Source organism: Schnuerera sp. xch1 (assembly GCF_019931165.1).
Taxonomy (GTDB): Bacteria; Bacillota; Clostridia; order Tissierellales; family Tepidimicrobiaceae; genus JAIOUP01.
The window spans coordinates 42,966-58,717 of record NZ_JAIOUP010000007.1; the positions used below are offsets into that span (position 1 = coordinate 42,966).

At 31.7% G+C, this 15,752-nt stretch carries 12 protein-coding genes; 3 read left to right on the forward strand and 9 right to left on the reverse strand.

Going from position 1 to position 15,752, the window contains the following annotated elements; all coding sequences use genetic code 11:
* Positions 1–18 precede the first annotated feature (18 nt).
* Positions 19–1,305, reverse strand: a complete 1,287-nt coding sequence (locus K8M07_RS06805; RefSeq protein WP_223377154.1) for a neutral/alkaline non-lysosomal ceramidase N-terminal domain-containing protein — start codon at positions 1,303–1,305, stop codon at positions 19–21.
* A gap of 449 nt (positions 1,306–1,754) precedes the next feature.
* Between K8M07_RS06805 and K8M07_RS06810 the strand changes: the two genes are divergently transcribed.
* Positions 1,755–2,984 (forward strand): dicarboxylate/amino acid:cation symporter, encoded by a 1,230-nt coding sequence (locus K8M07_RS06810; RefSeq protein WP_223377155.1) that lies wholly within the window; start codon positions 1,755–1,757, stop codon positions 2,982–2,984.
* 42 nt (positions 2,985–3,026) lie between these two features.
* Here K8M07_RS06810 and K8M07_RS06815 read toward each other — a convergent pair whose 3' ends face one another.
* Together K8M07_RS06815 and K8M07_RS06820 are read right to left on the reverse strand one after the other, a co-directional pair.
* Positions 3,027–4,616 carry an S-layer homology domain-containing protein gene (locus K8M07_RS06815; RefSeq protein WP_223377156.1) on the reverse strand — a complete coding sequence of 530 codons (1,590 nt, stop codon included), beginning with the start codon at positions 4,614–4,616 and terminating at the stop codon, positions 3,027–3,029.
* A gap of 154 nt (positions 4,617–4,770) precedes the next feature.
* Complete coding sequence (locus K8M07_RS06820) at positions 4,771–6,378, reverse strand: CTP synthase (RefSeq protein ID WP_223377157.1); 1,608 nt, start codon at positions 6,376–6,378, stop codon at positions 4,771–4,773.
* A gap of 181 nt (positions 6,379–6,559) precedes the next feature.
* Between K8M07_RS06820 and K8M07_RS06825 the strand changes: the two genes are divergently transcribed.
* The gene (locus K8M07_RS06825; RefSeq protein ID WP_223377158.1) at positions 6,560–9,514 is read left to right on the forward strand and encodes an S-layer homology domain-containing protein; all 2,955 of its coding nucleotides are present in this window, start codon (positions 6,560–6,562) and stop codon (positions 9,512–9,514) included.
* A 249-nt stretch (positions 9,515–9,763) separates the two neighbouring features.
* Positions 9,764–10,090, forward strand: coding sequence for a cupin domain-containing protein (locus K8M07_RS06830; protein WP_223377159.1), 327 nt, complete (start codon positions 9,764–9,766; stop codon positions 10,088–10,090).
* An 18-nt stretch (positions 10,091–10,108) separates the two neighbouring features.
* Here the strand turns inward: K8M07_RS06830 and K8M07_RS06835 are convergent, their stop codons facing one another.
* The 6 genes from K8M07_RS06835 to K8M07_RS06860 form a co-directional block, all read right to left on the reverse strand.
* On the reverse strand, positions 10,109–11,167 hold the full coding sequence (locus K8M07_RS06835; protein ID WP_223377160.1) for a P1 family peptidase: 1,059 nt from the start codon (positions 11,165–11,167) through the stop codon (positions 10,109–10,111).
* A 21-nt stretch (positions 11,168–11,188) separates the two neighbouring features.
* Positions 11,189–11,635, reverse strand: coding sequence for a PPC domain-containing DNA-binding protein (locus K8M07_RS06840; protein ID WP_223377161.1), 447 nt, complete (start codon positions 11,633–11,635; stop codon positions 11,189–11,191).
* A 140-nt stretch (positions 11,636–11,775) separates the two neighbouring features.
* Complete coding sequence (gene yqeC / locus K8M07_RS06845) at positions 11,776–12,558, reverse strand: selenium cofactor biosynthesis protein YqeC (protein WP_223377162.1); 783 nt, start codon at positions 12,556–12,558, stop codon at positions 11,776–11,778.
* Between the two features lies 1 nt (position 12,559).
* Complete coding sequence (locus K8M07_RS06850; RefSeq protein WP_223377163.1) at positions 12,560–13,912, reverse strand: uracil-xanthine permease family protein; 1,353 nt, start codon at positions 13,910–13,912, stop codon at positions 12,560–12,562.
* Between the two features lie 299 nt (positions 13,913–14,211).
* Positions 14,212–15,330 carry a 4Fe-4S binding protein gene (locus K8M07_RS06855; protein ID WP_223377164.1) on the reverse strand — a complete coding sequence of 373 codons (1,119 nt, stop codon included), beginning with the start codon at positions 15,328–15,330 and terminating at the stop codon, positions 14,212–14,214.
* A gap of 34 nt (positions 15,331–15,364) precedes the next feature.
* Positions 15,365–15,745 carry a RidA family protein gene (locus K8M07_RS06860; protein WP_223377165.1) on the reverse strand — a complete coding sequence of 127 codons (381 nt, stop codon included), beginning with the start codon at positions 15,743–15,745 and terminating at the stop codon, positions 15,365–15,367.
* Between the last annotated feature and the right edge of the window lie 7 nt (positions 15,746–15,752).

The following is a 15,752-nucleotide window of genomic DNA, read 5'->3' on the forward strand; positions in this document are numbered from 1 at the left end:
ATGCCTCCCGTCCATTTATCATAATATCTTCATCAGTTCCACAACCTTCTCAACTATAAAGTCTCCAGTATGTTTATCAAATGGCGAAGACCAAGCTTCGTAATCTCCTTGTTTATAGGATTCAGGTGTATAAACATACCCTACCATTCCATTTGTATATCCAGCAATTATAGTATAAGAAAAACTTGACTTTTCCTTTATTAAGATTCCATAATCACTAAATAATTCTACAGGTATACCTGTAATTAATATATCTCCCAATTTCATCAATTGAATAGGTATAATTAAATCCAGTCTATGCAAAACATCTATCAATTTCAACGTAATCATAGCTCCTTGATGCTTCGTTATAGCTTCTCTCAATTCCTCTTGAGTCACACCTTCATCTTTGGCTCTGTTCAACCTTCTAGCCATTGTCTCTAAATGCTTTAAAGCTTCTTCCCTACTAGGTAGTTCCTTTCTGGGGAAATCAAAATATGCCTTAACACTATTAATTGTAATATCATCTATATATTCCCTATTATCATAGGATTCTAGAACACTTTCATATAGTGCATTTCCCAATCTCTTCACTTCATCAAAGTTCTGACTTTTTCTAGTAAATCTTGTGCTTTGATTACCACAGGCTCCATTTATAAACATACAGGTACATTCTTTCCCAAAATGTTCTTCTATTAGCTTCTGAACTATACCTGGATAATCTGCTGATATATATAGATTATCAGCCCCTAATACAGTGGCATGACAAGCATAGTTTACTATTGCAGATAATAGACAATCGTTTTCCTTTATGAGAAATATTCCATTAACCATATCATCAATTGGCCAATCTTTATTAATTCTATTGGAAGCTATCTTGTCACATTTGGATCTTCCAAAAGCCAGTTTTACTGGTTTCAATTCTTTTGTTGAATTTAAAGCATTTTTTATTATCGCATTGATTATATATTCTTTTGCTTTTTTATTAGCTTCACAGGTAGAAAATCTTTGATCAAATTCCCAGTCAAAAATATCTGGTGCTGCATGAGTGTGAGTAGCACAAACAAATATATCTTCTTCCAAAATATTTATTTCTTTATTAATGCCAAGAACAACTTTTTTAACAATATCTTCATTTACCCCAAGTAAATCATTGGATATAATTATTATGGTTTTTTCTCCATTGGAAACTGTAAGTGCTTTCGTATATATATCATCATGAGTTCCCTTATTTGGTTCATCTCTCTGACCATAACCTGCCATATATACACCTTTTGGTATGGATAATATAGCGGATGATATATTTGCCTTAATATATGAATACATGTGAATTACCTCCAATAATTCTATGATGTTCCCTTACCAGTTTCTTATTTTTCACATAACAACATCTCTTTAGATTCAACTAGCATACTGTGTAATATAAATATGCCAACAAAATCCGAAGTAGAACCCATAGGTTGCCTTAATCTCTTTAAATCTACAATAACATCTCATAATATTCCATAGTTATCAATTATTACACCTGCAACTTTATATAATTTTTACCCGTGAATTTTTTAATATCACAAATTTTGAAAATCCATTTATTCTCAAATTAATTCCAATTATTGTCTTATCATATCCATCAACTCTCATATTTTACAGCAAAATAAGGAAATTTACCTGCTCCTATTTATTTTTTATTCATTTTTTAGTATAATAAGAATTGTACAATGTTATTTTTCATAATATTCTCAATTTTGTAATATATAAATAAGGAGGAGGTATATTATTTGAAAAAGACTAAATTAACAACCAAAATATTAATAGCTTTAATTCTAGGTATTATAGTAGGATTTATGCTAGATGGTCATCCAAACATTGCTACTACTTTTATTCGACCATTTGGTACACTGTTCTTAAACCTAATCAAGATGATAATAGTTCCTTTGGTATTTTCTTCCCTTATAGTAGGAACTTCAAGTGTTGGAGATGTTAAAAGCTTAGGAAGAATAGGTGGAAAGACTATTGCTTATTATCTATTCACAACTGCATTTGCAGTTACTATAGGGCTAATATTGGGAGCTTTAATTGTTCCTGGAGCAGGTCTTGATATTCCAGTAAATGTGGATCAAGCTGTACAGGAAAGTCCCACATTGATTGAAACCCTATTAGATATTGTTCCTAGCAATCCACTAAAAGGTCTAGTAGATGGAAATATGCTTCAAATAATTGTATTTGCAATATTCCTAGGTATAGGTGCTACATCAATCCCAGAAAATTTAGGAAAGCCATTTATCAATTTCTTCAATAGTTTAGCTGAAGTAATGTATAAAGTAACTGCATTTGTTATGAAATTTGCACCTATTGGTGTATTTGGATTGATAGCTCCAGTTGTAGCTGAAAACGGACCTTCCGTATTGCTACCACTTATCAAAGTTATTATAGCAGTATATCTGGGTTGTATATTACATGCTATTCTGGTTTACAGTTCACTACTCAAAGTATTAGCAAATTTCAGTCCATTAAAGTTCTTTAAAGGCGTAGCAAGTCCAGCAGTTACAGCCTTCAGTACAAGTAGTAGTTCTGGTACACTACCTGTTACTATGAAAACTGCTAAAGAAAATTTAGGTGTGTCCGATAAAATAGCTAGCTTTGTTCTTCCTCTAGGTGCAACTATAAATATGGATGGTACTGCTCTATATCAAGGAGTATGTGCATTATTCATCGCTCAAGTATATGGTATAGAATTAACATTGGCACAAATGGCTACAATAATTCTTACTGCTACTTTAGGCTCCATAGGAACAGCAGGCGTTCCTGGAGCAGGTATGATAATGTTAACTATAGTGCTACAATCAGTAGGATTGCCATTAGATGGTATAGCTTTAATAGCTGGTATAGATAGAATATTGGATATGATGAGAACATCTATAAATGTAGTAGGTGATCTATCTGCAGCAGTAGTAGTTGCAAAAACTGAAAATGAACTTGTTGAAGTTAGTGAAAAAACATCTGCATAAAATAATAAATAAGATAAGGTGCAGTTTAAACTGCACCTTATCTTATTTATTAATATTCACTATTTCATCACTTTCCAATTCTAATCTTACATAATCATCTAGTCTCAAATCATATATGCTCATTTTCTCATCTTCTAAAGTTATCATTACATCTTCCGATATATAATAGCTTTTCTTGTCTCCTTGATCATTTATTATTGTAAGCATTGATTCATCTGAAATGAGAATAGACTCAATATATCCTCTATCCTCTCCTAGAACGGATTTAGCATCTATTGTGCTCACGTTTCCATCAGTTAAGGATATTAACACTTCATCTCCAATTCTTAAATCTTTCACAGTGACTTCATTTGCGTTTCGATCTATTATTGTATCTTTATCTATTGCATATCTATATGTACTGCCATTTTTTCTCTCTACTAAAAGTATACACTCTTCTTCGAATATTTTCTCCTTTATTATCCCCTCAACTCTACCATCTTTGCTTTCCGCCTCTATGGATAATGCAAAATCTTCAAGTGCTTCAACTGTTACCATATCTCCTTCATGTAAACTATAAAGGTATGATTCATTTCCATCTATAACTACTTCTGGTTCTCTGGATAAATTGAAAGTCTTGATATCTCCAACCTTGGTTTTTACCATCATACGAGTTTCGCTCAAGGACATATTATCTATAGTTCCATATGTGATATTACTATCACTGTCAACACCTATAGCTTCTATTACATTATTTTCTAATACTGAAGCCTTAACATGCATTCCTTCTTCAAGCATATCAAAAGATGCAATTTCTCCATTAATGGTTATTTCAACATCTTCTTCTAAAGTATAGGAATCAATCTTTTGTCCATCATCAATAAATATATAATCTCGTAACATTAAAACTATAATCCCTGATAAGTCGCTGTAGTTTTGATTTTCAGGCTCAGTAGGTTCTTCAATAATCTCTGGAACAATAAACGGGATTCCATTCATATGATTGTATGCTATGGAAAGCATCTTTGCTAATACAGCTCTTGTGACATGTTGATTTGGATTAAAGTTCCCATTCCCATCACCCTTTTTGCCTAACACTCCTTTGTCTATTAAAAAATTTATATAAGGTCTTGCCGTTTCAGGAATTTTTTCTATGTCATTGTAAAAATTGTAAGAAAATATGTATGTATTTTTCTTCTGTTCTTCCATTCCCATTGCCTTTGCTAAATATATTGCTAGTTCCGTTTTTATAACTTTTCTTACATCACCATCAATCATCAAATTGTTTTCAATAAATTGTTCATTAAGTAAATTAGCGGATAAAGCTATGGCAACAGCATCCTTCTCTTCTTCCGATAAATCATACTCTTCTAAAAAAGTATCATAATTATCTCTCATCTTCACTACTTCATCTTCATGTATATTCAAAAGCCTGGTTATATAAGTTAAAGTCTCTACAATATTTACAGTTTCATTAGGTCTGAAAGTTGCATCCTCATATCCGTCCATAATCCCTAGGTCTACAACCTTCTCAATATAGTCATATGCCCAATGGTTACTATCTATATCTGTAAACATGCTTTCGCCATAAGCTGTAATGCCGGTAAAAACAAAAGAAAATACCAGTATTAATGAAATAACATTTCTTTTCATTATACTATCCCCCTCTTATCAATTAATAGGTTAATATCATGAATGTCATCCTGAGACCAAATTATACGTTTGCTTTACTCAGGATGACATGTCCTTAAACTAATTATATTATATATCTCTATTTATATTCTACACAAATATATAAATTCCTGTATTAATTAGACCTATTTTCTTTACAAGCTGTAATAAAATCTCTGAATAGAGGATGAGCCTTAGTAGGCCTTGATTTAAATTCCGGATGAAACTGTGATGCTACAAACCATGGATGCCCTTTTAATTCAAGTATTTCAACTAATCTTTTATCAGGAGACATTCCACTTATGAGCATTCCATTTTCTTCAAATTGTTCTTTATATCTATTATTAAATTCATATCTATGCCTATGTCTTTCATAAACCAATTCATTCTTATATATATCTATAGCCTTGGAACCCTCTTTTAGTCTGCATGGATATACTCCTAATCTCATAGTTCCCCCTAGATTTGCAATATCCCTTTGTTCAGACATCAAATTTATTATAGGGTGAGGAGTATTTTGATTGAATTCGGAACTATGAGCATCCTTTAGACCTAATACATTTCTAGCAAATTCAACTGCAGCCATCTGCATACCTAAACATATTCCTAAGAATGGAATCTTATTCTCTCTAGCATATTTTATAGCTGTTATCTTACCATCAATTCCTCTATCTCCAAAACCTCCAGGTACTAATATTCCATCTACATCATTTAAAAATTCGTCAGCATTCCCTTCGTTTAATTTTTCAGCATGAATCCACTTTATTTCAACATTTACATCATTGAATATACCACCATGATTTAAAGATTCAGCAACAGATAGATAAGCATCTTTTAATTCTACATACTTACCAACTAATGCAACTGTAACTTTATCCTTTATATTTTTAACTTTCTTAACTATATTCTCCCATTCCGTCAAATCCAATTTATTACATTTTATATTGAGTTTATCTATTACTAATTGAGCTAATCCTTCCTTCTCCAACATGAGTGGAAGTTCATAAATTGTTTCTACGTTTACATTTTCAATTACCTCAGATGGAGCTAAATCACAGAATAAAGCAATTTTATCCTTGATATCTCGAGATAATGGTACATCAGTCCTACATATAAGTATATCTGGTTGTATACCAATACCTCTCAACTCTTTAACAGAATGCTGAGTAGGTTTAGTCTTTAATTCACCTGCAGTAGCTAGATATGGAATCAATGTTACATGAATATACATTACATTTTCTTTTCCTACATCATATTTTATCTGTCTAATAGCTTCTAAGAATGGTAAGGATTCAATATCTCCTACAGTTCCACCAATTTCAGTAATAACCACATCCACGTCTCTATCCTTAGTTACTCTTTTTACTCTTTCCTTTATTTCATTGGTAATATGAGGAATAACTTGAACTGTTCTTCCATCATAATCTCCTTTTCTCTCCTTATTTAAAACAGACCAATAGATCTTACCTGAAGTAACACTGCTATATTTATTTAAATTGACATCAATAAACCTTTCATAATGGCCTAAGTCCAAGTCTGTCTCCGCCCCATCATCAGTTACAAACACTTCTCCATGTTGATATGGACTCATAGTACCTGGGTCAACATTTATATATGGGTCAAATTTTTGAACTGAAACTTTGAGACCTCTACTTTTTAATAATCGCCCTAAACTAGCAGCAGTAATTCCCTTTCCTAAAGAGGACACAACCCCTCCTGTAACAAATATATATTTAGTACTCACGCTGGACCACTCCTCGTAAATTCATTATAACTATATTATTGTATAAAATATTATAGTTCATGTCAACGAAACTTAATGCTATCCAAAATCCAAACTCTATATTTGTAATTATAATGTAATATTTGATACGACTTATATGATGTATAATAGAATTAGAATATTTACGAAAGGAGAGATTTATATGAAAAGGATATTATCACTATTATTAGCACTAGTCATAGTACTTAGCTCTGTTCCTATTATTGGAGCTCCTTCTGAAAAGGAAGAATATAATCAAGCTGGAGAAATACTCAAAAATTTAGGTGTTTTGAAGGGTTCAAAAAGCGGAGATTTGATGCTAGACCAGTATCTGAAAAGACAGGAAATGGTTGTATTAATAAGCCGCCTTTATAATAAAGAAGGTACAGCTGAAAATTTTAAAGTTAAAAATACATTTACTGACGTAGATAAAGATTCATATTATGCTCCATTCATATATTGGGCAGTAGATGAAGGACTTATAAAAGGAACAGCTCCTGGAAATTTTGGATATACTATAGAAGGAAATAAAGAGTATTATACTAAAGTACAACAGCTACAGAATGTACTTTTAAGAGCTTTAAAATACGGAAGTGAAATAGAATCCTATGATGATGTACCAGAATTAGCAGAAAGTTTAGGTTTAATGGAGGGCCTATCTGTAGACCCAGATGAACATATCACTAGAGGATTAATGGCTGCTATGACTCTTAATGCTTTAAATCTTAACGTTAAGGGCTCAAGCGACACATTAGCAAAACAATTAAGTTTAAACATTCCTGTTGCCATAAGCGTAGAAGCAACTTCCTCCACATATAAGGATACCCTTATATTCGAGGGTGTTGCTAAAGGCACGGATGAATTAAAACTTAATTTAGAACCAGTTTCCGATGATATATCTTCTGGAGAACAATTCCATGATATAGAATTAAAAGATGATGGTAGATTTGAAATTGAAATCAAAAACCTTGAAGGTGGAAAATATAAATACAGCTTTTTAAAAGGAAATTTAACTCTCAAAACAGGAAACGTTACTATCCAAGACCTCCCCTTCGAATTAAACGATGTATCTGCAGATAATCTAAAGGAAATTTCTCTAAATTTTACACAATCTGTTGACGAAGATAGCAGTCAATTCCCTAGCAATTATTATACAAATGCAGGAACAGTTAAATCAGTGCGTTTAGAAAATAATAATAAAACTATAATACTTACACTTAATGAAACAATGAAAAGTCAAAATACATATAAAATATCTATAAATAGAATAAAATCTGAAACAGACGAGGAAATAACTATAAGAGATAGAGAATTCAGTCCTTTTGACAATGAAATACCAGAAGTAATTGATGTTGAGCAATTAGGAAATAAAGGATTAAAGATTATAATGTCAGAACCAATCAAAACTGCTAGAATATCAAATTTTAAGATAGATGGTGAAGAGGTTCTAGGACAAGTTGATAAAATCGATAATGTAATTATGTTAAAATATTATTCTTCAAACTATGCCCCTAAAGAGGGAAAACATACTTTGAGTATATCAGAATTGACAGATTTTGCAGATTATAAAGCGTTAGATGATGAGATTACATTTGAAATAGTAAAGGACAACCAATCACCTAAGTTAGAAGATGCAAGGGCAACTACAGAACAAGTTATACTTGAACTTGATGAGGATATAGATTCAGATTCAATAAATAGAAACGATTTTTATTGGAGATCTGGTCATACTAAAAGATATCCATCAGATATAGAAGTAATAAATAATAAAGTCATATTAAATTTCTCAGGAAAAGAACTTCCTACCTATGAAATAACTATCTATATAGATAATTTAGAGGACTATTCTGGCAATGAACTTGAAGATGAAGAAGTAGAGGTAGAACCAGTATTGGATACAACTGCTCCAGAAGTAATAGGATTAAATGTCTCAAAAGATGGAAAAACAATAACCATTTACTATAGCAAAAATGTAAATGCAAAAAATAGATCCTACTATGATTTAAGGGATGAAGACAATGAAAAAATATATATAAGAAATGTAGATGGTTCTGGAAGAGAATATAAGATTTACTTAAGTAATCCACTACCAGCTGGAACCAACACCATTACAATTGACGATGTGGTTGATACTACAACATTGGAAAATACAATAAAAACATATACACAGGATATATATATGGAAGATGTTGAAATACCAAAAATAGTAAGCTATTCAGGCCATGGCAATGAAATAATACTTCGATTTAGTAAAGAGATGGACGCATCCACTATATCGGAGCACAGCAACTATTTGATTAAGTTTGATAACGACTATATGTACCTTCCATCAGAAACAGAATTTAACGAATTATATAATGAAAAAACCTATATAATTACTCTACCAGATGAAATTAACGGTGAAGAAGTCAATATAGGAGAAAACGATAATGTTGAAGAACTCGATGTCCGAGGTCTTACAGGGATTAATGGAATATTGATTGAACCTGAGATATTGAAATTTGACGACACAACTGAAGGTGAAGCAGTAGTCAAATCTGCAGAACTAACAGAATCCGATACCATAATAGCTACATTTGACCAACCAATATTAGATGCATCAGAAGATGACTTTAAAGTAACAGATAGAACTGTTAGAAATGTAAAAACTGATGGTACTGAAGAAGTTGAAATCAGATTGGATAACGATGATGAAACAACAATAGATGGAAAGTTAACTATAAAATCTAAAAATTCAATCGTAACATACCTGGAATCGTCTGCTAAAGCTGATTCTATTGATGTAATAGATAAAGTAAGACCAAGAATAGATTCTAAATCAGGAAACCTTAGCAGCAGTGGTAGAACAATATACTTACCTTTTACTGAAGAATTAGATGATGATTCTGCTTCCTTATTTGAAAGAGATTTAATAGTAGAAGCAATTGGTGAAGAAATACTAGATATTTCGGATTACTCCACTACATTAGATACAAGTGATACTGAAATTAGGATTACAATAAGTAAATCAGTAGATGCTGATGAATACTCCATAAGATTAGTAGATGATCCAAAATATATAATGGATACAGGCGGAAACGTAGTTGAATATGATGATTATGAATATTTCACTAGATAATTAGTAAAACTCCCCATATAAATATAGAAGATCTCCTTATAGACCCAAAAATATGGGAAAAATAGAGGCCGAATGGCCTCTATTTTTTATAACCATAAAGTTAAATGATATTGATATGAAATAGCTCTTAACTTTTCAAAATTGAATTAGTTAAAATTTATAATAATTATTTATCTGTAACATATGTTACATAATTTATCAATAATTTTATATATAATTTAAACAAATATATAAAATTGGGGGTTTACAATGATTGAAAAAATATTTAATTATAGCTTAATAGATGAAAAAGCAGTTGAAAGGATTATAATGGATGAAAACATCAATTATATTCACATGGTATTTAATAAGAATGAAGGTCTACCAGAACATTTTTCAAATTCAAATGTATATATGACCGTTTTAAGAGGTACTCTATCATTGCAACTAGGAGAACAAGAAATTCATGAATATGAAAAAGGTCATATATTGCAAATACCTTATAATATAAAGATGAATGTGAAAAATTTACATGACGAAGTACTAGAACTAATAGTAGTAAAAGCACCTGCTCCTTCACATTTTAATTTTAAATAAATTTTATTAAGGATTATGCTAGATTTGGCATAATCCTTTTTTAAAGTAATCCTTTAAAGCCTCTCTTGACCTTCCCTTTATACCTATTACTTTATTTGCAGTAATCATAGAATTCAATATTGCCTCCTCTTCACATTCTGCTACTGCTCTAAATACATTATCAATCCTTTCTTCACTTAGAATACGCATATTAAGTATATCTAAATTTTGTCCATGTTTAAGCACATTTCCTGTAGAGAATCCAACTATTATTTCTCCGCTTCCATGCCCCATATATGATCCTACTTTTGATAGCCCAACTACTGCTCTTTTGCATATTCTTCTTAACTGTCTACTGCTGAGGGGTATATCTGTGGCAATAATTGATATTATAGATCCTTTATCTATATTCTCATCTACATTTATTTGACTGGACAATTTCTTTCCTATATTTTTGCCTTCAATAGTTAAGTCCTTTAACAATCCATGATTTGATAACACCAATACCCCTATTGTATAAGGTACTCCATCTAATGTTACTATTCTCGATGCAGAGCCTATGCCCCCTTTAAGCTGGTGACAGCTCATGCCTTTCCCTGCTCCAATATCTCCTTCTTCAAAATCTACAGTTGCATTTTCAATTGCTTTATATACATGTTCCTTCCCCACTACCCTTTTTTGTATATCATTTAAATAGCTATCATTACATTCACATATTAATGGGTTAAAGGTAGACAAATATATATTTTCCTCAGTACATTTCTCTACCGCATATTCTGTTATCGCATCATATACCAACCCTACATTTAATGTATTGGTTAAGGTAATTATGGATTCCAATGTTCCAATCTCATCAATCTGCATAAGTCCTGTAGACTTGCCATATCCATTTAATATATGACTAGCTGCAATGAGCTTGTTTGTATAGATATTTCCTTCCACAGGAAGTATTACAGTGACTCCAGTTTTGTTTTCATATGTATCTATAGTACAATGTCCTACTGTGACTCCTTTTACATCAGTTATCTTATTCAACTGCCCTTTTGGTAGTTCACCAATATTTATTCCATAGTCCTCTATTCTCTTTTGGTTTGACATATAGTTCACCCCAACCACATTTTAATGTATGGATTCTATTGAGTCTTCATTAAATTTAAACAAATTCAATCCTATTTCTTCATCATGTCTTCTACCCACATTCCCGTCTATAACATCAATTATCATTTCACATGTAGCACTTATGACTGCTGAATTCAAATGACCACCATATGCCTTATTGTTTTTATCACATACTGTAATATGTAGATGTAGGTAGACTTCTTCATCCATACTTGTTATATTTCCTGAAAGATTTGTAATTTCCATATCGCCAGTTAAGTCTTTTGAATGGTATTCCTTAGATTCTGTATTAAATAGGCCAATTGTCACCTTATTGGTTGCACCAATACCAGTTACTCTTCCTAGCTTAATTTCATTTTCCTTGCAAAGATTTGTTAAAGAGTTAATTACTTCTTCCCCTCTTTCAAGCCTTACCACATATTTATCTACAAACTTTTTATATTTCAAAACTATCCCTCCATTATGATTTAGTCTTTACTCTTTTATATAATTTATTATATCAAATTTCTATATTGTAGTTAATCCTACAATATAGTGGCAGGATAAATATTATCTTTAAAAAATGGCAACTGATATCGTATTCCATTTTAATCTATTATATGAGTAATAGGATGTAATGAATTTTGCACATTACCTATCAAGATCTTTAAATTACCAAAATCACTTTTTTGTGCCATTTGATTAGCTAATTGTAATGCATCCATTTCTCTGGTCTTATTTACTTTATTTAATAATATATATACTTTTTGATCCTTTTGAACATCTTTTAATAGTCCACTCTTATGAAAATATACTCTTATGATATTTTCTTTACTTAATATAGTTTCCTGATTTTCTGGCTCTCCATTTAGGAGAGCCAAAATTCTTTCTGGTCTATGAACATATTGATCTATAATAGGTTTATACATCGCATCTGTTCCCATTATTGCGACAATTATATCATTATGTTTAGGCAGTACTGGTTCATATTCTGCTGGCGCTTTAAAGGATTTGCCTTTAGCTCCATCTGCTTCTACTATAATTATATCGACAATATTTTCATTTTTAACTCTTTCTATCCATTGAATAGGTATACCCTTTAATTTTTGTTGTTCTTCTAGAATTGAAGTGGTAAGACATATTACATTACATTCCTGAAAATATTCTTTTAGTTTTTTTACAGCTATGTTATATTTAGATTCTGTAATTAATTTTTGAGCCAAATTTCCTTGGTCAATAGAAATATGCGTTGTAGTTGTTACTAATACCTTTTTTCCTTGTTTATTGAATTCATCAGCCAATGAAAACATAGTTGTGCTTTTCCCACCTGCTCCAATTAAAGAGATAGTACATGGAAAATCCTTTATATTTAAAGATTGACAAATTTTCATATTAATCCATCGCTTCCCTTTCCTTTTTTTCTTCAGCTATGGTTTTCTCTGATACTATGATGTTTAAGAAAAACACAACAATAGTGGAAATAATAACTGGAGAACTTCCAAAGATATCGATGAACCAACCTGGAAACATTGCTATGGATTCAGGTACCATATCAATTCCCATTCCTAATGCTACAGCTAATCCTACGATTGAAGTATTTCTAGCAGATAACTCATCCTGAATAATCAATTTTATTCCTGACATAGTGATCAATGCAAATACTGAAATGGTAGCTCCTCCTAATACACACTGTGGAATTGTAGTCATCAAGGCACCAAACTTAGGGATAAATCCACAAAGTAGTATAACTATTGCAGAAATAGATAATACAAATCTACTGACAACCTTATTCATAGCAACGATTCCAACATTTTGGCTATAAGTGGCAGTTGGAAGAGCACCAAAGAAAGATCCAATAATACTGGCAACTCCATTTCCAATAATTCCACCAGATAATTCTTCATCAGTAGGTTCTCTATCCAAACCTCCTGAGGTAGTTGCAGATAAATCTCCTACAGCTTGAATAGAATTAACAATATACATTATAGCCATGGTAATAATAGCTGTTATATTAAATTCCATACCAAAATGCAAAGGTTTTGGAAGTGAAAATATTCCTGCTTCCCCAACGGCTGAAAAATCTACTATTCCTGAAAATATAGAAATTATATATCCTGCTATGATACCAACTAGTACAGATGCAAGTTTAAGATATCCTTTTGTAAAGTTATTGCAAATAAGTACTACCACAAGTGTAATAAGTGCAATTCCCCAATTCTGGAGACTACCATATGTTGGAGCTCCATTTCCACCTGCCATATAATTGATAGCTATTGGATAAAGAGATAATCCTATAGTAAGTACAACTGTACCAGAAACTATAGGTGGGAAAAATTTTCTAAGACGTTTTATAAAAACACCCATTACAATAGCTACTAAACCTCCCACTAATTCAGCACCTAATACACCAGCAATCCCAAAATCTGCTGCAATTGCAAGAATAGTAGGTACATAAGCAAAGCTAACCCCCATTATAACTGGTAATCTTGAACCTATTCTAATACCTGATTTTCCAATAGGATAAAGCTGAACTAATGTAGCAATTGCCGCGATAAACATACAGGTTTGTACAAGTATTGTACTATCTTCCGCTCCTAATCCTACAGCTCCTGAAAGTATAATAGCCGGTGTAATATTTCCTACTATCATAGCTAAAACATGCTGTAAACTTAATGGAACTGCTTTTTCTAACGATGGTTTCCCATCTATATTAAACAAAGAGTTATTTACATTACTACTTTTCACATTACCTCCTCCTTCTGGAGATTAGATTTTTACCAATTTTAACACAACCATCCAATATATTAATCCTTCCACTTTTAAGTGAGGGATGAATTTACAAACTTTTTATGATATAATTTAATAATGTTAATTTATTTATGTTCGGATATAGGAATGCAAGGAGAATTTATTTTGTAATAACCAAGTTTAGATCTCCTTGCACAAAATATCCAACATATTGATGGAACTATTTATATCAAAATTTATGATATACACTTTTAAAATTAAACTTACCATATCTTTATTTGAATACTCTTTATCTATTAATATGAATATTCTTGTGAGGCTTGATTTGTAAGCATAATAGCATTTGTATTGCATCTAGTAACACAGAGTCCACAGCCAAAACACTTAGTTTCATCTATTACAGCTTTATCGTCAACCATGCTTATAGCCTGATATACACAACTTTTAACGCATCGTTTGCATCCTACACATTTATTTTTTTCTATTTTAGGAACATTAGTTATATAATTTGCACTTTCCCTTTTCTTCATCTTTTCAATTGTAATACCTTTAATCTCATCTATTGAATCATATCCATGTTCATCCAACCAATTGTTTAGTTCTTTGTTTATTCTATTAAAAGCTTGAGGTCCCTCTACAATTGCCTGTGTACAAACTTGAACAGCTGAAGCTCCTGCCATAAACATCTCTACTACATCTTTACCACTGGTTACTCCTCCAACTCCAATAATTGGTATATTTACTACTTTAGCTAGTTCATAAATATGTCTTAATGCTATTGGTCTTATAGCTGCGCCAGACATCCAGCCATATCCTTCTTTACTTCCCATAGCTGGTAGCCCGGACTCAATATCAATTTTTAAACAAGGACCTACTGAATTTATAGCTACTAGACCATCTATACCTATTTCTTCTAATGTCTTACCAAGTTCCTCAATGTCAGGGATACCAGGACTAAGCTTTGCAAATATAGGCTTATTTGTACAAACACGAACAGCTTTTAGCGTATTGATAACTGGAGTAAGGTCTCTTCCAATATAATGAGTTGATATTTCAAATGCATCTGCAAACTTTTCCACTTTAGGAATAAGCTCTGTAAGTTCTTTAGTAGTATATCCTAATCCTATTATTAAAGGTGCTCCGCATTTTTTCGCTTCTTTATATTCCTTTTCGATCCAATGTTTCGGAGATAATTCAGACCATAATTCAGTATTTAAAAAACTATGCTTATACTCTGCCATACATGGTTTTGGTATTTCTGCTGCAACTGTTGATATAGTCTTGCTAACAGCTCCACCTGCACCGCCTTCTACACATTTTTTTATCATGCTTGCATTTCTAGATGGTGGCCCTGCTGCTACCATAACAGGGTTTTTAAATTCAATATTAGTTAACTCTATTTTTAAATCTGCCATTTTGCTCCCTCCTTTATTAAATCAATAGGTTTTACTAAGCCTGTGCAATAACTTCAATTTCCACAATTGCATCTTTAGGAAGTTTAGCTACTTGTACACAAGATCTAGCTGGTGCTTTCTTAGAAAAATAACTTTCATATACTTCATTCATCGCTACAAAATCTTCTAAGTCCTTTATGAATACTACTGTCTTTATTACTTTTTCCATACTAGAGCCAACTTCCTCTAATATAGCTTGTACATTGTCTAAAGACGCTTTTGTTGCCTTTTTTATGTCATTAGTTACTAATTGACCACTTTTCATATCAATTGGAAGTTGTCCAGATGTGTAGATTAAGTTTCCTACTTTTATTCCCTGTGAATATGGCCCAATTGCCGGTGGCGCTTTATCTGTACTTATAATTTCTTTTGTCATATTATCT